We start from the raw sequence: 19,647 nt of genomic DNA, 5'->3' as shown, positions 1-19,647 counted from the left end.
TCCCCGTGAAGGGAAAAAGGCCCCGCTCGGCGTCGAGCGAGGCGCATGCGGGCATTCTATCGGCGGGTGTCGAAAAGGGACGGCGGACCCTCGGAAAAAAGCGCCCCGAGGGCGTGCTTTTTCCGAGGTATTCCACTCAACGGGGCATGAAGTCGGGAAAATGTCGTAGCCGTTACCTCTTGAAAACACTTAGAAATCGAACCGATACAGGAAGTCGATCGCCTGATCGACGCCCGAGACCGCTTCGAGGTAGAGCCGTGGCATCAAGCGGTAGCGAAGCGTCAACGTGGCGAGCGAATCGAAGATTCCGATCCCGTACTTCACCTGAAGGCCGGGGAGCACATAGCCCGACACCACCACCTGGGAGTTGTCCCCGACCCCCGTCGTATCGATACCGAGGTTGCTGATCCCGACCGAGTCGCCGATCGCACCCAGAACCGGGCTCCCCGTCGACGTGCCGAGCGCAAGGAGCATGCTCGTCATCATGTTCCCTTCGCCTTCTCCGAGCGTTCCAAGACCTTCGCCGCGCAGGAGGTAGGAGAGCGTTTCTTCCTGCGACTTCGCGGGGTCGGAGAAAAGCGTCACTTCGGGTTTCGACGCGGTCCCCGTCACGCGAATCCCCGCCGTCACGTCGTCGGCCGTCGTTTCGGGGTTGCGAATCGCCTCGATCGAGAGGCTCGGGTTGTCGACCGGGCCCGCAAAGAGCACCGTCCCGCGGCGGATCATCAGGTCCTGACCGTAGGCGCGAAAGCGCCCGGCCGGAATGTTGATCTGGCCCGAAAGCCCCAACCCGTGCTTCGGATCCTGCACGGCCTGCAACTCCCCGTTCAACGCGGCCTTCAGGCCGAAGGCATCGATCAAGGCGCGCTTCAATTCCACGGCCACACGGCTTTCGAACGGAATCGGAGGTTCGGGAGCGAGCTTCGGCTGCAGGTTTTCGTCGAGCATCACGGCGTCGCTCGACACTTTCACGGCCGATTCGGGGATGGATTCCACCTCAATGCGGGCGTCGGGAATGACGACGCGCCCCGTGAGGGTCACGCGCTCGGCGGAGGCCCGCGCCTCGATGTCGGGCACGGCCGAAAGCGTCACCATCGGAGGGACCGCAATACGCAGCACGCCCTTGTCGTCGCTCATCTTCGCGCTCACCCGGGCGCGCCAGTCGGCGGGCGTCGACCAGTCGGCCGAGCCCCGAACAATGAGATTCCCGTCCCGCGTGTTGAGCGCCCCTTCGAGGACGGACGAGGTACCCAAGAACGTGAAGACGACGTCGCTCGGCTCCATCGTCAAAGGCAGCATCGCCGCGTCGACGTTGAGCCCCGTGAAGGCCGCGCGCCCGCGGATTTCGGGGTGCGCGAGCGTACCCGAAACGGTGAGGTCCGCGTCCAGGCGCCCTTCCGCCTTTTCGCCGCGCGAGAGAAGCGGTTTGAGCGTCACGGGCGTGACGTTCGTCGCGCGCACGCGACCCGTAAGCTTTCTGTCGCCCAAGGGGTCCGAAACCCCGATCCGCCCGTCGACCACGGCCCCTTCGGAGGGGACGAGGTGCCAGAGCACTTCAAGCGCGTCTTTCCTTACGCGCCCCGTCACCCGAACGTCCTCGATCGAGACGGGGAAGCGCGCGCCGTCGATGCGGGTGCGGTAGTCGAGTTTCGGCAGTTCGAAAAGAAGGTCGACGTCGGGAAGCGCCCCCGACGCGAGATTCCACGAGGCCTTGACGTTCCCCGTGGCGATGCCTTGAATGGTATCGCGCTTTTTCGGAAGGTACGGTTTCAGAAGTCCCAGGTCGAGCTTTTTCAAGACCACCTCGACCGCCCCGCGCTCGCCCGCGTTTCGAAGGTTTGCGGGCTTGGCAAGGCACACTTCGCCGAATTCGTGCGTCCAACAGTGAGCGCCCAGGCGAATGTCTTTCGTCGCGTGGGTGTAGCGGATGTCCATCGGCTGCGCCTGCTTCCAGATGCCCGCGGGCGTGCGGATGTCGGCACCTTCGAGCGACCCCTTCCAGTCGAAAGTCCGTCGGTTGACAGCCCCCTTCACGGTGAGGCTTCCCGAGACGGGTTCGCCTTCGACCGTGAGGGTCGCCTGATGATTCGTTTCACGCCCCTTCGTGAGAAGGCGGATCTTCGGGTAGTCGATCCCCTCGCCCAAGGTGAGGTCGTCGACCGCAAGCGAAATTTCACCCGAGAGTTCGCCCTTGGCGAGTGCCGTTTCCAAGGCCGCCGCGACGGCCGCGTCGCGCGAGGAAAGCCCCTCCGGGCTTTCGCCGCGCGCTTCGCGCTCGGCGATCTGTCTGTCGTACTCGGCTTTGGCGGCCTTGGCGTTCGCGATCACTTCGCGCATCACCTTTTCGGAAATCTGATTGCGCAATTTCCCTTTGAGGACCACCTTCCCGACGGAAAGATCCTGCCAGCCGAGGCCGTCCGCGGTGAAGTCCGCGTCGACGATCGGGCGCGCACCCGTACCGAGAAGTTTCACGAAGCCCTTGGCGCGTCCCCGCAGGCCTTCGATTGTGTGCTCGAACCCCGGGGCGTCGACTTCGGCCCGAAGGTCGAAGGCGCGCACGCCCTGAAGCGCACCGTCCAAGCGCAACGTGTTCTTCCCGAGACGAACGCGGAAATTGTTGAACCCCGCCGAGCGGTCGTGCGCCGTCCAGACGCCGCCTTCGGTCTCAAGAAGGGCGTCCCCGAACTTCCCGTCGATCTTCACGTTCGAAAGGGTCGCGCGCCAGACGCCCGTTTTGTTCCCCGTGAAAATCGAGTCGACGCTGCCGCGCAGGTACTCGGGCGCCGTCGGAACGAGCGCCCGGGCGTCGATCCCTTCGGGATTCGTTTCGAGTTTCCCGCGCCAGACAAAGCCGCGACGCCACTCGACGCCGCCCGCAAGCTTCACCGCGCCGGAGACCCCTTCCGTAAAGCGTGCACCGAGGCTCTCCAGACGAATGCCGTTCAGGTTGCCGTTTCCGCGCAACTCCAGATCCACCCCCGCAGGCGCGGCCAGGCCCGAGCCCGGAAGTTCCGCCCGAACGGAGGTCGAGACGTCGAGTCGGTAGTCGTCCGTGTCGCCCGAAAAGAGGACGCGCAGGTCGCGCACCGTCACGCGATCGCCCGGCAACGACCGGCCGGGGTCCGCGCCTACTGCGTTGGCGGGATTGGAGGCATTGACGGAGGATTCGGCAGCCGCAGCAGACACAACGGTCGTCGCAGCGGGCGTCGTTGCTTCGAAGTAAGTACCCACTTTTGTTTCGGTTGCGGGGTTCGCAGGAGAAGCGGGAGCGGCCGGAGCTTTCGCGGCGTCCGCCGCCGCAACCTCCGTCGGCTTATCCGTGGCATTCGCGGACTCTGCGGAATTCACCGCATCGGTCGCCGCATGGGTCCCCTCTTCGCTTTGCGGCAACGGCACCGTGAGGGCGGGCAAGGAGAGGTCGAGCCGCAGCGGCAGCTTCGGTTCCGCAAGCGCCGCGTCGCCCGACACCATGAAGGGCTCGGCGAGCAGGTTCTTCAACGTGAGATCGAACCCGAGCCGCTCCAAGAGCGCGCCCGAAAGCGTTGCGCGAAGTTCGACCGAGTCCGAAAGAGCGCCGGCCCCTGCCGGGCGGTTCGCCTCGAAATAGGGGCGCAATGCGGGAACGAGCGACGCGACGCGTTCGGCATCCATGCCGACCGCAAGGCGCAAATCGAGCGGCCACGTATCGGCGAGGCGCACCTTGCCTTCGAACGCGAGGTCCCCTTCGGGCGAGGCGATTTCCGCGGTCTGCACGGTCACGGTGCTCCCGAGGGTCGAGGCGCGCAGGTGAATGCGGGCTACGTCCGTCGTCGGCACGCCGAAGTCGGACGCGTTCGTCCAGCGGATGTTGCGAATCTCAAGGTCCTCGATCGCGACGTCAAGCGGCAGTTCCACCGTGGGAAGCGCTTCGATCAGGGGGTTTGCAAACGTTTCGTCGAGCACCTCGGCAATCGACTTTTGAACGCCCCGGGGCTTCGGCGCCTCGAATTTGCCCGCATAGACGGGCGCTTCGGCCTCGTCGCGTCCCGTGAACGTGAAGCCCGAGTCCGAAGGCGCGGACTTGGGCACGGAGGATGCGTCCGATGAGAGAGGTGCTGCGGCAGGCCCATCGGACGCTGCGGACGGAGCCGACGCGACCTTTTCGGGCGACGGGGCCTCCGTACCTTCGGCTGCGGGCGCCCGGTTCGGAGCGTTTTGCGGTGCGGTTTCTGAAGTACCTGCGGAAACGTGGTTCGCAGCGACCTCGGTCGGCGCGGGCGCTTCCGTCGCTTGAGGTTCGTGTGTCTCCTGGGAGGCTTGAGCGGGTTCGGGTTCTTGCGTTGAAGCCCCGGACGATGCCGACGACACCGACGATGAGGGCGCTTCGGCGGCCTTCGCGAGCGTCAGCCGAACGTCTTCGAGCACCGTGGGGGTCAATTGCAGGGCGCGGCCCGACCAGGCGGCGCCCGTCGTGAACGACCCCCAGGCGACGCGACTCCCGTCCGCGACGACATCGGCGTCTTCGACCGAGAGGCGTTCGACCGCGAAGCGCCACGGGGCGGGAAGTTGAAGGGCAAGCGAGGCCGATTCCTCTTCGGGAGCGGGGGCGGAAGGCGCCATCGCGCTCGTCTCGATCGTGACCGCAAGGCCCGAAACGTCGACCGCTTCGATGCGGGCGAAGGAATTGAAAAGGGCCGCGAGGTCGAACACCGTATGAAGGCGCTTTGCCGCCACGGTGACGCCCGGCATTTCGTAGGCGAAGTCCGTGATCGTCAGCCGGTCGATGCGGCCTTCTATCCCTCCGATCGAGAGACCGGGCACGTACTTCACGGCCGTACGGGCCGCGAACTCCAAACCCGGCGTCGTAAAAAGCAGGATCCCCGCGGCGCCCGCCGCGAGAACCGCCGTTCCGCCGAGTGCGCCGAGCGCGAGTCCGATACATTTCTTAGGCGTCATAGTTCGGGTCCGAGACCGATGTAAAAGGCGAAGTCCTTGTGTTCCGAGTCACCCACGGGGCGTGCGATGTCGAATTTGACGGGACCGACGGGCGACTCCCACCGCACTCCGAAGCCCACGCCCGTTTTGAAGTTGGTGGAGGAAAACTTGTCGACCGCTTCACCCGCGTCGACGAAGACCGCCCCCCACCATTTGCCCGTCACCTTGTACTGGTACTCGACGGAACCGGTCAAAAGCCGCTGGGCACCGATGAGTTCGCCCGTTTCGTCCTTGGGCGAAATGCTCTTGTAGTCGTAGCCGCGAACGCTCCGGTCGCCCCCCGCGAAAAATCGCAGATCCGGCGGCACCTCGTCGAAGTCCCCGGTTTCGATCCAACCGAAGTTTCCGCGAAGCACGAACCGGTGCTTCCAGTCGTAGGTGCGAACGAGCGCCCCTTGTGCGTTGAAGACGACGAAGTCGATGTCCGAACCCCAGATCGTGTTCGAGACGTCGAGCGTGTAGCGTTGCGAATCACCCCAGACGGGCATCAGCCCCCCGCGCGTACGCGTTCTCGAAAGACTCACGCCCGGGTAAATAAGCATCGTCGTATTGTCGTCCGCACCCTGCGTGAACTTGTCGATCGACCACTGAAGGTTCGCCGCGCGCTGCCAGCCCGTGGACATTTCCCAGAAGCGGGACGCCTTGAAGGTCATCGACTGCGACTTCGTGTCGTTCAAGTCCGTGTGCTTCAAGCCGCTCTGAAGGAGCCAATATTCTTCAAGGGGCGCGCGCTCTTCGGGGATCCGGTAGGTCGCTTCCAACTCCTGCTCGTAGGCCGAAATTGCGGTCGAGGCCTGGAGGCTGTGCCCGCGGTCGTTCACCCAGGGCTTAACCCAGGTCGACTTGAAGCGCGGACCTACGTCCGTCGAGTAGCCGAGCCCCACCTCCATGGAGTTTCCCTGCTTCGGGGTCACCACGGCCGAAACGGGCACGACCTTCACGGTCTCCTCGGAGTCGTCCGAACGCACGGGCTTCTCTCGTCCCGCTTTCGGCTCGATTGCGTCGAACTCGGACGCGGGCACTTCGCGTGTTTCTTCGAAAACGGGCGCGACCATCACGGAATTGAACCAGCCCGAAGCCGAGAGCCTGCGGTTGAGTTCGGCAACGTCTTCGGCCGCGTACTCTTCGCCCTCAACCCAGGGGACGAGATTCTGGAGGTAGCTCTCGCGAATTTGCGAGCCCGTAAAGCGCACCTTGCCGACGCGGTACCGTTCGCCGCTTCGGTAATCGAACATCCAGTAGGCTTCGTTGCGATCGGGAGCGATCCCGAGCATGCTGCGCTCGAACCGCGCGTCGAAGTACCCGCGCGCGACCCCCGTATTGACGAGGTCGTTTTTAAAAGCGTCGTATTCGCCGTGATGGAGCACCGTCCCCTTTTCGGGGACTTTTGCGAGCAAACGTTTGAAGGCGGGATCCCGGGCGGCGTCGCCCGAAATCTTCACGTCCGCGGCCGCAATCCGCACGGGTTCTCCGGGCGTCACTTTGACGCGCAGCACGCGCGAGGGATTGGGACGGCGCGCCAGCCTTTCAAGCGTTCCCACGGCCTGACCGACGGGCGTCTGTTCGAAGACCCCCGGCTTTTGAGGCTCTTTCGGGCGGGCAGCGGGCGGGTTCTTCGCCGCAACCGCATCGTCTTTGGCGTCCGCGGCGGATTCCGATGCTTCGAGGGCGGCGTTCTCCGGTTCGTCCTCCTTCGCGTCCTTCGTATCCGTCGCACGCTTCGCCGGGGCCGATTCCCAACGGAATTCGATCGCGGGCGAATAGTACCCGAGCGCTCGGAGCCCTTCGCGCACCGCCTGACGCACGCGGGTGCGGTAGCGACTGCGGGTCGAGATGTTGTCGGGAATGGCGGAAAGCTGCGCGCGCACATTGGCTTCAAGCTCCCCCTCCAGGCCTTCGAGTCGCCAGGAGAAGCCTTCCGAGGCGTCGTTCGATCGGGCCGAAGCGGTCTTTTCAGTTTGCTCGGTCTTTTCGGTCTCGTCGTTCGAGGCCGTCGGAGCGGTCGCCGCGACCGAGGCCGCCGACCATGCGGCAACGAGTAGAACGATAAGCGGTCGAAGAGAGATGCGCGTCGAAGCCATGGAACGTGAGGGGAGGCGTCGCGCCTCCCGCGGAATCGGACGAAGAAAGGTTCCGCCTCATTGTAGAGGATTCCCCGAAGGAGCCGTCGCTTTTGAAACACCCCGCTACACCGCACTTTCCGTGCTTTCCCCGAAAACACGAAACCCGGCGCACGGGGCGTCGGGTTTCGCGGTTTTTGTGATTTTCGCCCTCGACGGTCCTTCGAGCGCATCGAAAGGACCGTCGGGCGTTCGAGTGACGTTCGATCAGAGATCGATGCGCATCGTCGCTTCAAGCGTGTGGTTCTGGCGACCGGCGTCGCCCGCCGAGAAGCCGTAGCTCATCCCGAGGTTGAGGTCCTTGAAGGTCGACATGTAGCCTAGCTTCACGTCGCCCACGAAGGAGCCCGTCACGTCGTAGTCGATCGTGTCGGAGCCGCCCTGCGAGGCGCCCGTCACCGTGTAGGAGCCGTCCGTGTCGCCGAAGCGGCCGCGCACCGTCAGGTCGACGTAGGGCTGAACGTTCCAGCGCTGGTATTCGAACGCCGTCTTGAAGGTGGCGCCCACCGGCACTTCGAAGACCCAGCTCGTGTCGTCCTTGAAGCGGAAGGCTTCCGCACCCTGGTAGGTGGCGGTAATGTCGTCGACGTCGATCATCATGGCGCGGGCACCCGCGTGCGGAACGATCGTCATGGCGCCGAACGTCTTCGTGAGCGCGCCGTTCACGCCGAACGCGAACGCCTTGGCGGAGATGTCCGTCGAGGAGAGGCGCCCCATGCGGTCGATCGTCATGTCCGCATCGCCGTCCGTCACCATGTAGGAAAGCGTCCCCATCACCTTGAGGTCCCCGTAGTGGCGGGCGGCCCAGAGGTGGAAGCCGTAATTGGTGATGTCGGTCGTCATCGACTGCGCGTCGCCTTCGCCGTCGGCGTCACCCGACTGGTAGGAGGCCGCAATACCCCAGATGTCGCCGTTCGGCACGGTGAAGTCGTACCCGCCCATGATCCCGACCGTATCGAGCGAGTAGCCCGCGGTGAGACTGCCGGCGGAAAGCTCGTCCGTCTTCATCTTCGAGGCGATCGGCTGCACCCACCAGCCGCGCATTTCGTGCGGAATCGTCGCGGCGTGGTGTTCGATCTGATCGACCGTGTAGCTGTTGAAGTCGACCGTCAGCGCCTTGACGGCCGTGGCGGCCGCAAAGCCCGTCGCGAGGTTCATGGTCTTCGCGAAGTCGTTCGCGTCGAAGAACACGCGCCCGTCGGCGTCGGTCGTCGAGAGAAGCGACGCACCCGAAGCGGATTCCTTCGGACCCGCGATCTGCGTGCCCACGAGACCCATCGCACGGGTGATGAAGGCAACGTCGCCGTAGGCCGTGTTGTGTTCGCCCTTCACGAAGACGTTGTTCGCGACATTGGCGGCGTCAACCGAGAGGTGAAGCGCTTCGACGGAGGAGTCGACGGCGCCTTCGGAGCCGATGCCGACCTTGATCCAACCCTTGGCGGGGTCGTAGTCGGCCGTCACGTGCTTGCTTTCCTCTTCGGAAAGATTAACGAGCCAGTGCGACTGTACGGAAGCAGTCGGATCGAATTCAACCTTGAGCTCGACGTTCTTCGCGTCTTCGGCCGTATCGAGGTTTTCGAAGAGCTGATACGTACCCCACGTGAGGTTGCGCGCGTCGACCGCGGCACCCGCTTCGATCGTAAGGCTCCCCTTTTCGAGGTTGCTCGCAAAAAGCGGACCGCGCGCGAAGGAAGCCGTATCGACGACGATGAGCGCGTCGCTGCCGAGCGTGAGCGAGGCGTTGTTCTTTTCCTTGTCGTCCTCGCCTTCGCCCGCATTGTCGCCCGCGGCAGCCGCCGAACCCGTCGAGGTCGTCTTACCGAGAACGAGCGAGCCGTCCTTGTCGAGAACGATCGTCTGACCGACGAAGACGGTCGCCTTGCCCTGGCGGTCTTCGGCAGGAACGTTGTCGAGCTCTTCCGCCGTCGGGAGCCACCCGAGACCGAGGAAGTTGCCGTTTTCGCCTGCCGTAAATTCGACCTTGCCGTTGATCGCGGCCAGCGCCCCGAAAGTCACGTCGGAATTCGACATCGTGAGCACACCGCCGTCCATGCGAAGACCCGACGCCTGCAGGCGGCTGTTCGTCACGTCGATGAACTGCTTCGACTTTTGGAATTCGTTTTCGCTCGTGCTGTTCGCAACGCTTTCGTAGCCGTCCGTACTTTCAAGGAAATTCCCGTTTTCGTCGAAGTCGAAGGTCACCGTGCGGGTTTCACCCTTCAGAACACCGAAGACGCCGTCGACGCGAAGTTGAGCGTTCGAGATTTCCTGATGCAATTCGGCGGCGGGTTGGTTGAGCTTTTCATCGACCTTCTCAAGAACGGTCTTCTTGTCATCCCCGTCGGCCTTCCCAGAGGCGGAGTCCTCCTTCTTTTCCCATTCGACGGCCTTGCCCTTCGCCCACGTTTCCGTGAAAGTGAAGTGGCCCGTGCGAAGCGCGACGCGTTCGCCCGTCGAGAAGAGGTCCGACTTCGATTCGTCGAGCTTTTCGTTGCCCGTCGGAACGGCGGCGGTCGAAAGCTTGATCGTCGAGGCACCGTCGACGGCGATCGCGCCGAAGCGGGCCGCCGACCAGGTGTGGGTGGGTTTGTCGGCATCCGACCCTTCGTCACCCTCGGCGCGGGTGGCGGCGTCGCCCTTGTCGCCGTCTTCACCTTCTTCGGTTTCGGGCGGAATTTCCGTCAGCGTCCCGCCGAAGTCGGAGATTTCGAGCACGGAGAGGTTCTCCGCCTTGGCGCGGCCGGAGCCGTTCCCCAATTCTTCATTCGTAAAGGCGCGATCGAGGTCGATCGCAACGCCCGAGATGTCGACGCCTTTGACGGGCGCGAGCGTGAGCGTCCCTTCATGGGCGAAGGCGAGCGTGCCGTCGATCGTGACGAGCGACTCGGCCGCATCTTCGGCCTGCGCGCCCACAGCCACGATGTCACCGAAGACCGACTTTTCCGTACTCGCGTTGCCGCGGATCGTGAGGCCTTCCGTCACGGAGAGGTGTGCTTTATCTGCCACGGTGATCGCGGGATCGCCGGCAGCCTTCTCACCCTCGGGCTTTTCTTCCGTGTCGTCCTTGGGGGCGTCGAGGTTGATCGTGACCGTATCCCATTCGGACGTGCCGTTGATTTCGGCGCTCGAAGAGGAGTCCGCCACGTAGAGCGCATCACCCGTTTCGCGGGCGCCTTCGGCGTTCACGAAACGACCGCCCTTTTCGAGCGTCAGCTGATCGAACGAAACGAGCGTGCGGGTATCGTCCTTGTATGTGGGGTCGGCCCCTTCCTCCTTCGGAGGTTCCTTCACCTTGACGACGTAGCCCTGGTTTGAGTTCGTGAGGACCGCACCGTCGCCCGACACGACGACGTCCCCCATCGTGATCGTCGGAAGCGCGAGTTTCTTGTCGGGATCTTCCTGAACGATCGCGTCGCCCTGGATCGCATGCTCGCCCTTGCCGAGCGTCACCTTACCGCGGTTCACGAAGGAGCCCGTTTTTGCGTCTTCTTCACCCGTGGCCGACCCCGTGAGGTTGATCGTCAGGGTGGAGTCATCACCGAACGTAAGGTCCGCCTTCGACTGGTTCGTGAAGCTCCCCGTACCCGAGACAGTCATCGACGAAAGTACGGTGCCCTTCCCCTTGGCCGTAACGGAACGCTCGTCCGAGATGTCGATCGTCTCATCGTCTTTGCCCGAAACCTCGTAAGAAGGCGCTTCCTTTTCGGCCTCCCAGACGGACTCGGCGTTGCCGTCGATGGCGGTGGGTTCGGGGGGCGTTTCGTCCTCTGCCGCCCAGACGGGGGCCGCAACCGAAACCGCAAGTGCGGCGCCGAGCGCCGCCACGAGCGGCGTTTTCTTCAGGGAGAATTCGTTCAGCATGTTTTGAAAACGTAAAAAGCGGAGCGCGCGGACCCGAAGAGCCGCCCGACCGATCGAAGAAAAAACGAACCCGGGAGCGATGTCGCAAAGCCGGGAAAAAGCATGTGGCAATTTACCACAGCGACGCACCGTTTCTTCGTCTTGACGAAGGTCGGTTTCGTCTTTTTCGGCGTTTTCCCTTAAGCAAATTGCAAGAGCCGCCGCAGGATCCGGGGTCGATCGGACGGGCGAAACGGGTGCGCACGCGGGAGGAATCGGGTTCGGTACCGATGCCCGAACGTCCCGGGAAAAATCGTAAGAACGTAGAAAAAACAGAAAAGCCCCCGGGCGGGAAACGCGTGCCGGGGGCTTTTCAAACAAAAATCAGGACGCTTTGCCCGTACCCGCAACCGTACGCGAGCGGGTGCCGCGCGTGCCTCGGGCGGTGCGGGTCGTGCGCGTGCTTGAGGCGGCCGGGGCCTTTTCGGGCGTTTCAGGCGTTTCCGGTGTTGCAGGCTTTTCGACCTTCTCGGTGATCTTGGCAGCTTCGGCCTTCGCGGGCGTTGCGGGCATCTCGGTCTTCACGGCCTTCGTGCTCCGAGGGGCCTTCGCCTTCGGGACGGCGACATCCGTCGAAGAACGCGTCGAAGAGCGGTTCGCGGTACGACGAGCAGCCGGGCGCTTCGGCGCCTCGACGGGCTTTTCGGCGGTAACTTCGGCTTCCGCCTTCTTTTCCGTCGCCGCCTGGACGGCTTCTTTCGCCTTGACCGTCTTGACGGCTTTGACCGCTTTGAGGGGCTTCACCTCGGCGGCGGGTTCAACGGGCTTGGAGGGTTTGACGGGGTCGGAAGCGGCAGGCTCGACAACCTTCTCGGTCTTTTCGACCTTTTCAGCCTTCTCCGCCTTTTCCGCCGCTTTCGCCTTCGCCTTGCGGGCCTTCCCTTCCGACTTCGCTTCCTGCTTCGGTTCGGCCTTCTTGCGCGCCGACACTTCCGCCGTCGTGAGCCCCTCGGGGAGGGTCTTGCCGAGAACACGGGCGAGTTCGCCGATCACGTGCGTCGCAAACGCTTCGGGCGTCGTTCCCGATTCGCGCAAATACGTCACGAACTTGTCGACGGTCTCGTCGTCGAACGTGATTTTCGTTTTGATCTTGATGCTGGCCATTATCGATTCCTCACTTTTTCGATCACTCTCGGGGCGGGCCTGCAGGCCTTCGGTCGAACACCCGATCGTCGCCTTCTATCACGCGAAGAACGTCGGGCCTCGGGCCCGAAGCGCTGCGGCGGGCGTCGGCGAACAAAAACAAACGGGCGGTGAATGCTTCCTCACCGCCCGCTCGCATACTGCGCGGGTTGCAACCCGTTATCAGCTGTTGCCGCCGACCGCGCGATCATCACGGCGCGGTTCGTTCATCGACTCTTCCTCGTCGAGCAACCACCAGAAGGGTTCGTTACGGCGAACCGCTTCTTCAATGTACATCTTCAGAACGAACGAAATCGGCATGCCGCGTTCCCGAGAGAGGGTCTCGAGTTGGAACTTGAGTTCGAGCGGCAAACGGCAACTGACAACACTGCTACCGTATCCGCGGTGAGTTTAGTCATCCCGCTTAAACGTCATCTTTACATCCTCCGAGCTGACGCGTTGGTTGTGAACAAATCGATGCCCTCATCGTCAAGGGCTTGTCGAATTCTATCGGAGAGAAGGCCGTTGCGCGGCCCTTCGAAGGGCGAATCGCAACCCTCCCCCGACCCGTATTATAAAATTCCTCTTCATGTCATGTTGACCACTTGAAAACTTTTAATGGTAAACCATAGGCCTGCGAGACCCCGCGAAAACACCCCGATCGGGCGACGCGCGCCGTGTCCGATAAGAAGTTCAGCGTTTTCCCCGAGTTGCATGAATACAACAACCGATTACACGGGGGATCGCTCAATCGTGCTCAAGACGGCGACATGCCGCCCGGGAAGCTCCCGGGGCGGTCGCGAGGGGCCCATCGTCCGCCCGAAGCGAACCCCCCGTCAGGCAAGAATGAACGCTTCGGCGACTTATCCCGTACGCTACGTACGGATTATTTTGACTTAGGTCGAAAGTCCTCCATATTCCGGACGTTCGAATGGCGCAAAAGGCCCGGAGCCTCTACGATCGAACCTTCGCCGTCCCGCGGGTCTACGCCCGAGGCGCCTTCCCCCGGGCGCCGATCGCACCGAGCCCCTCGGCCCGAGCGTGCGCGCGACCCGCGACTCGAAGGCCTCCGACGGCCTCCGCGAGCCGGTTTGAGCGGGATGAGCGCCGAAAATTCGAATTTCCCTGAGGACCATAACCATGTACGATCCCAAGTCCCGAAAGGCCGAGGAGTTCATCAACCACGACGAGATCGAGGCCACGCTGGCCTGGGCCGACGAGCACAAGAACGATCGCCCCCTGATCGAATCGATTCTTGAGAAGGCCGCCACCTTCAAGGGTCTCACCCACCGCGAAGCCGCCGTTCTCCTCGCCTGCGAACTCGAAGACTGCAACGCCCGCATCTTCGAAACGGCCAAGGCCGTGAAGGACCACATCTACGGTTCCCGCATCGTTCTCTTCGCTCCACTCTACCTCTCCAACTACTGCATCAACGGGTGCACGTACTGCCCGTACCACGCGAAGAACAAGAACATCATCCGCAAGAAGCTCACCCAGGACGAGATCCGTCGCGAAGTGATCGCGCTTCAGGACCTCGGCCACAAGCGTCTTCTCCTCGAAGCGGGCGAGCACCCGAAGATGAACCCGATCGAGTACATCCTCGAATCGATCAAGACCATCTACTCGATCAAGCACAAGAACGGCGAAATCCGCCGTCTCAACGTGAACATCGCCGCGACGACGGTCGAAAACTACAAGAAGCTCCACGAAGCGCAGATCGGCACGTATCAGCTCTTCCAGGAAACCTACAACAAAGCGGCCTACACGGAACTCCATCCGAAGGGACCGAAGTCCGACTACGCCTACCACACCGAAGCGCACGACCGCGCCATGGAAGCGGGGATCGACGACGTGGGTCTGGGCGTCCTCTTCGGGCTCAACCTCTACCGCTACGACTTCGTGGGCCTCCTCATGCACGCCGAGCACCTCGAAGCCGTCTTCGGCGTGGGTCCGCACACGATTTCCGTCCCGCGCATCTGCCCGGCCGACGACATCGATCCCGCGACCTTCACGAACGCCGTGCCCGACGACATCTTCCTCAAGATCGTCGCGCTCATCCGCCTCGCCGTTCCCTACACGGGCATGATCATGTCGACGCGCGAAAGCAGCCGCATCCGCACCGAAGCGCTCAAGATCGGCATCTCGCAGATTTCCGGGGGCTCGCGCACGTCCGTGGGCGGCTACACGATCCGCGACATCAAGGACGTCGAAAACACGGCCCAATTCGAAACGAGCGACCGCCGCAGCCTCGACGAAATCGTCTGCTGGCTCCTCGAAAACAACTACCTCCCGAGCTTCTGCACGGCCTGCTACCGCGCCGGCCGTACGGGCGACCGCTTCATGCAGTTCGCCAAGAGCGGCGACATCGCCAACTACTGCCAGGCCAACGCCGTCATGACGATCAAGGAATACCTCTGCGACTACGCTTCGCCCAAGACGCGCGAAGCGGGCGAAAAGGTGATCGAACGCGAACTGCCGAAGATCCCCAACGAGAAGTTCCGTGCCGCGAGTGAAAAGCGCCTGATCAAGATCGCCGAAGGCGAGCGCGATTTCCGCTTCTAAGCCTCACAGAGGTCACTCTCAAGCAGCGGGCGACGCATCGGTTCGTCGCCCGCGGCTTTTTTTCGACCACCCCCATGCCCTTGCGCGTCCTGTACGATCATTCCGCATAGCGCGTTGCCGCCGACAAGCGTGGGACACAATTCGAGGGACAAACGTTCTTCGGGCTTGCTTTTCGCAGCGTCGCTGTGGGACAACGACCCCACCTCGAAACCCGTTCAGGATTGAGGCTGAACATCGGATGCCGCTTGATTGGCGTTCGAATGCCGACACGTTGCATGCGCAACGTGCCGGTTTTTCTTTCATCACACACCCCGAGGGCCGCAAGCGCTCAAAGTCCCGACATAGATCGGTCGCGCACGAAGACTCGTCCCCCACCGTTCACAAGTTCTTCCCGCGCGCCTGTTGCGGTGCCGCCCGTTTCGGCCGACGAGCGTTTGCAAAAAAGGGGCGCACCGCGCCCCTTTTTGCAAGATGCGGCCCGAGGCGAACTCGGGCTTGCCGTGCAACCCGTCAGGGCGCGGGCTTCTTCGTCCCTTCGACGATCTTCATCGCGGAGGTGATGAGGGTCGACATGTCGGCCATGTTCCCGGGCACGACGAGGGTATTGGAGCTCTTCGCGAGCTCCCCGAAGGCCGCCACGTACTTTTCGGCCACCTGGAGGTTGACGGCGGTCATGCCGCCCTTCTCTTCGGTTGCGGCGGCGATGCGGCGGAGCGCCTCGGCCGTGGCGGTCGCGATGGCGAGCGTGGCCGCCGCCTGACCTTCCGCCTTGTTGATTTCGGCCTGCTTTTCGCCTTCGGACTGCGCGATGGCGGCTTCGCGGGCACCGGTCGCGAGGTTGATCTGCTCGAGCTTGCGGCCTTCGGACGCTGCAACGACGGCGCGCTTTTCGCGCTCGGCCGTAATCTGCTGCTGCATCGCCTGAAGAATCACGGCGGGAGGCGTCAGGTCCTTGATTTCATAGCGAAGCACCTTCACGCCCCAGTTGAGGGCCGCTTCGTCGATGGCGGAGACAACGGACTTGTTGATGAGGTCGCGCTCTTCGAAGGTCTTGTCGAGTTCCATCTTGCCCACGACGCTTCGAAGCGTCGTCTGCGCGAGTTGCGTGATGGCGATCACGTAGTTGGACGTCCCGTAGCTCGCACGCTGCGGATCCGTGACTTGGAAAAAGAGCACGCCATCGACCGTGAGCTGGGTGTTGTCGCGCGTGATGCAGACCTGGCTCGGCGTATCGAGGGGAATTTCCTTCAGGGAGTGACGATAGGCCACGCGGTCGATGAAGGGGATGATGAAGTTGAGCCCCGGCGTCAGGACCGCGTGGAATTTGCCGAGACGTTCGACCACCCAGGCCGTCTGCTGCGGCACCACTTTGATCGACTGCATGGCAAAGGCCACGGCCACGACGAGTAGGACGATCGTGAGAACGAGAAAACCGCTGATTTCGTACATTGTTATCCCCCAAAGGCAAGATTGAGAACGACTCGGCCCGTCCGACCGCTTCGCCCCGGAAAAATTTCAGTCGGAGACGCGCTCGCCCAAGACGAGCTCCGCCCCGTCGACGCGCACGATCGTCCATGTGCCGCGCGAAAGCGCTCCCGATTCGGCCCGAGCGCGCCAGGGCGCGCCCCGGTAGCGCACGTCGCTCGTGCCGTCGCGACGCACGGCCTCGACGAAGACCCGCTGTCCGACGTCGAGCTTTTGAATCGCTTCGGCCTCGCCTTCGGGCATGCGACGACGAATCGAGCGCACGGCGACGGCGCCGAGCACGGTCGTGACGCCGCAGCCGAAAAGTTCCGCGGAAAAGGAGAAGTCAAGAAAAGAAAGGAGGGCCGCCACCGCGGCTCCCGCCGCCACCGCCAGCAGGTAGACGGTACCCGCAAACATTTCAACGCCGACGACGAGAAGCGCGACGACGCACCAGAGTACGGTTCCGGAAACGAGCATGGCAATTCCCCCGGGAAAGAGCGTTCGGCCGAGGAGCGCTCCGACGCGTCCCGCAAAGCCGATCGGATTCGATAGGTTCGGTAGATTTCGGCTCCCGGGCGAGGCTACCGCCTTCGGTCGTGTGTTTCCCGAGTGCTTTTTCGCATTCTACCTGCTGACCGGGGTCGAATCGTCGGGGCGGAAAGCGGGTTTGGAAGACGGATGTGACAAAACAAAACGGTCCGAACTCCGTTTTCGGGAATTCGGACCGTTTGTTCGGATCGCCGGTTCGGTCTTACGGCATCAAGCCGTAAGGATCCTCACTCGCCGGAGTCGAAACTCAGCGGCGGGTGGCGAGACGACGCCAGGTGTCGACCACCGTGTCGGGGTTGAGCGAGATCGATTCGATCCCTTCGTCCATCAGCCACTGAGCGAAGTCGGCGTGGTCGGACGGGCCCTGACCGCAGATACCGACGTACTTGCCCTGAGCGCGGCAGGCCTTGATGGCCATCGAGAGCAGAGCCTTGACGGCATCGTTGCGTTCGTCGAACGAGGCGGCCACGAGACCGGAGTCGCGGTCGAGACCGAGCGCGAGCTGCGTCATGTCATTCGAGCCGATCGAGAAGCCGTCGAAGTATTCGAGGAACTGGTCGGCGAGAACGGCGTTGCTCGGGATTTCGCACATCATGTTGAGGCGCAGGCCGTTGACGCCGCGCTTCAGACCGTGTTCGGCCATGATTTCCGTCGTGCGGCGGGCTTCGTCGACCGTACGAACGAACGGGATCATGAGTTCGACGTTCGTGAGACCCATTTCGTCACGGACGAACTTCATCGCACGGCATTCCATGGCGAAGCATTCGGCGAACTGGTTCGAGATGTAGCGCGACGCGCCGCGGAAGCCGAGCATCGGGTTTTCTTCGACCGGTTCGTAGTGTTCGCCGCCGATCAGCTTACGGTATTCGTTCGACTTGAAGTCGGAGAGACGAACGATCACCTTCTTCGGCCAGAAAGCGGCAGCGATCGTGGCGACGCCTTCGGCGATCTTGCGTTCGAAGAAGGCCTTGGGCGACGGATAGCCCGCGGAGAGGCGTTCGACCGCATCGCGCAGTTCGCTCGGGATGTTCGGGTACTCGAGGATCGCCTTCGGATGGAGACCGATGTTGTTGTTGATGATGAACTCAAGACGAGCGAGGCCCACGCCCTTGTTCGGGATCGACTGGAACTCGAACGCGAGCTGCGGGTTGCCGACGTTCATCATGATCTTGACGGGCACTTCGGGGAGCGCACCGCGGCGAACTTCTTCGACCGCAACGGCGAGACGCCCTTCGTAGATGTTGCCCGTGTCGCCTTCGGCACAGGAGACCGTGACTTCGTCGCCTTCCATCAGGCGATCCGTGGCGTCGCCGCAACCGACGACGGCGGGAATGCCGAGTTCGCGCGCGATGATGGCGGCGTGACAGGTACGGCCGCCGCGGTTCGTGACGATGGCCGCAGCCTTCTTCATCACGGGTTCCCAGTTGGGGTCGGTCATGTCCGTGACGAGCACGTCGCCCGCCTGAACGCGATCCATTTCGGCGGCGCTTTCAACGATGCGAACCGTACCCTGACCGATCTTCTGACCGATGGCGCGACCCTGAGCGAGGAGACGACCCTTTTCCTTCAGGGAGTAGCGGAGCTGCACGTCGGCGGCGGACTGCTGCGACTTCACCGTTTCGGGACGAGCCTGCAGGATGTAGATCTTGCCGTCGATGCCGTCCTTGCCCCATTCGATGTCCATGGGACGGCCGTAGTGCTTTTCAATGATGCGGGCGAACTTCGCGAGTTCGATCACGTCTTCGTCGGTGATCGCGAAGCGACGACGGTCTTCGGCCGAGACGTCGACCGTGCGAACCGTGCGGCCCGTGGCGCTCTTCGGTTCGAATTCCATCTTGATCAGCTTCGAGCCGAGGGTCTTGCGGATGATCGGGAACTTGCCCGCGTCGAGCATGGGCTTGTGCACGTAGAATTCGTCGGGGTTGACGGCACCCTGAACGACCGTTTCGCCGAGACCGTAGGAAGCGGTGATGAAGACCACCTGGTCGAAGCCCGATTCCGTGTCGAGCGTGAACATCACGCCCGCGGCGCCGCGGTCGGAGCGGCACATGCGCTGCACGCCGGCGGAAAGCGCCACTTCGGCGTGGGTGAAGCCCTTGTGAACGCGGTAGGAGATGGCGCGGTCGTTGTAGAGCGACGCGAACACTTCCTTCATGCGGTGGAGAACGGCGTCAATGCCGACCACGTTGAGGACCGTTTCCTGCTGACCGGCAAACGACGCGTCGGGCAGGTCTTCGGCCGTGGCCGAGGAACGAACGGCGACGGAGATTTCTTCCTGACCGTCCTTGAGCCAATCGTAGAATTCGCGGATTTCGCGTTCGAGTTCGGCCGGGAACGGGGCCGCTTCGATCCAGCTGCGGATTTCCGCGCCGGCGGCCGCCAGGGCCTTCACGTCGTCGACGTCGAGGTGGGCGAGGCGTTCGTGAATACGTTCCTCAAGGCCGCCTTCGCGAATGAAGAGGCGGAACGCTTCGGCCGTCGTCGCGAAGCCGTCGGGAACGCGGATGCCCGCGCTCGTCAACTGGCTCAAGAGTTCGCCGAGCGAGGCGTTCTTGCCGCCCACTCGGTCCACGTCCGTCATGCGAAGCTGACTAAAGGGAAATACGTAACGACCCTGTACCATTGTGTAGTCCTTTGATCCCGTGAGAACGGGTTGTTGCTCAATCGGAGGGGATTGTAACCACAAAGAGTGCGACATGTGGCCCGCTCGGCGCCGCCCGAGGGCTTTCCGACGGTCTCAAAGCGGTTTTTTGCCGCTTTTTCCGCATTTTTTCCTCCGATCGCTCCCGAAATACAGGTTTTCCCTTAGAAAAGATCGATCGGAAACGCGTTCCGAATAGGCGTCCGCGGCCTGAAAACTCTCAAGACGAGGAGCGCTTTCGATTCGGCCCTCCCGGTCGCTCGGACCCGACCGTCGCACGCCCCGCGAAAAGGGCTTTCGCGACCCGCGGCG

General features: G+C 63.0%; 9 protein-coding genes. 1 reads left to right on the top strand and 8 read right to left on the bottom strand.

What is annotated here, in order from left to right:
• Positions 1–189: 189 nt before the first annotated feature.
• From S6FBBBH3_RS04870 to S6FBBBH3_RS11045, 5 genes are all read right to left on the bottom strand, one after another.
• A complete protein-coding gene (locus tag S6FBBBH3_RS04870) occupies positions 190–4,935 on the bottom strand; it encodes a translocation/assembly module TamB domain-containing protein (protein ID WP_120176681.1) in 4,746 nt (1,581 codons plus the stop codon).
• Complete coding sequence (tamA, locus tag S6FBBBH3_RS04865) at positions 4,932–7,055, bottom strand: autotransporter assembly complex protein TamA (protein WP_269460466.1); 2,124 nt, start codon at positions 7,053–7,055, stop codon at positions 4,932–4,934. The genes S6FBBBH3_RS04870 and tamA overlap by 4 nt, the downstream gene beginning before the upstream one ends.
• Positions 7,056–7,301: 246 nt before the next feature.
• Positions 7,302–10,955 carry an autotransporter outer membrane beta-barrel domain-containing protein gene (locus S6FBBBH3_RS04860; protein WP_120176680.1) on the bottom strand — a complete coding sequence of 1,218 codons (3,654 nt, stop codon included), beginning with the start codon at positions 10,953–10,955 and terminating at the stop codon, positions 7,302–7,304.
• Between the two features lie 363 nt (positions 10,956–11,318).
• Positions 11,319–12,098 carry a hypothetical protein gene (locus tag S6FBBBH3_RS04855; protein WP_120176679.1) on the bottom strand — a complete coding sequence of 260 codons (780 nt, stop codon included), beginning with the start codon at positions 12,096–12,098 and terminating at the stop codon, positions 11,319–11,321.
• 201 nt (positions 12,099–12,299) lie between these two features.
• Entirely contained in the window at positions 12,300–12,437 is a 138-nt protein-coding gene (locus S6FBBBH3_RS11045) for a hypothetical protein (RefSeq protein WP_170143821.1), read from the bottom strand.
• An 819-nt stretch (positions 12,438–13,256) separates the two neighbouring features.
• On the opposite strand from S6FBBBH3_RS11045, the gene hydG reads away from it, so the two are divergent.
• Complete coding sequence (gene hydG, locus S6FBBBH3_RS04845; RefSeq protein ID WP_120176677.1) at positions 13,257–14,678, top strand: [FeFe] hydrogenase H-cluster radical SAM maturase HydG; 1,422 nt, start codon at positions 13,257–13,259, stop codon at positions 14,676–14,678.
• A gap of 510 nt (positions 14,679–15,188) precedes the next feature.
• Here the strand turns inward: hydG and S6FBBBH3_RS04840 are convergent.
• From S6FBBBH3_RS04840 to ppsA, 3 genes are all read right to left on the bottom strand, one after another.
• A complete protein-coding gene (locus S6FBBBH3_RS04840; protein WP_408646497.1) occupies positions 15,189–16,061 on the bottom strand; it encodes an SPFH domain-containing protein in 873 nt (290 codons plus the stop codon).
• 132 nt (positions 16,062–16,193) lie between these two features.
• Positions 16,194–16,622, bottom strand: a complete 429-nt coding sequence (locus tag S6FBBBH3_RS04835) for an NfeD family protein (protein ID WP_120176675.1) — start codon at positions 16,620–16,622, stop codon at positions 16,194–16,196.
• Positions 16,623–16,941: 319 nt separating this feature from the next.
• The gene (ppsA, locus tag S6FBBBH3_RS04830) at positions 16,942–19,317 is read right to left on the bottom strand and encodes a phosphoenolpyruvate synthase (RefSeq protein WP_120176674.1); all 2,376 of its coding nucleotides are present in this window, start codon (positions 19,315–19,317) and stop codon (positions 16,942–16,944) included.
• Between the last annotated feature and the right edge of the window lie 330 nt (positions 19,318–19,647).

It is taken from the genome of Sutterella megalosphaeroides (genome assembly GCF_003609995.1).
Taxonomy (GTDB): domain Bacteria; phylum Pseudomonadota; class Gammaproteobacteria; order Burkholderiales; family Burkholderiaceae_F; genus Sutterella; species Sutterella megalosphaeroides.
Note: the sequence above shows the minus strand (reverse complement) of the source record. Positions and strands in the feature narration are given on the sequence as shown.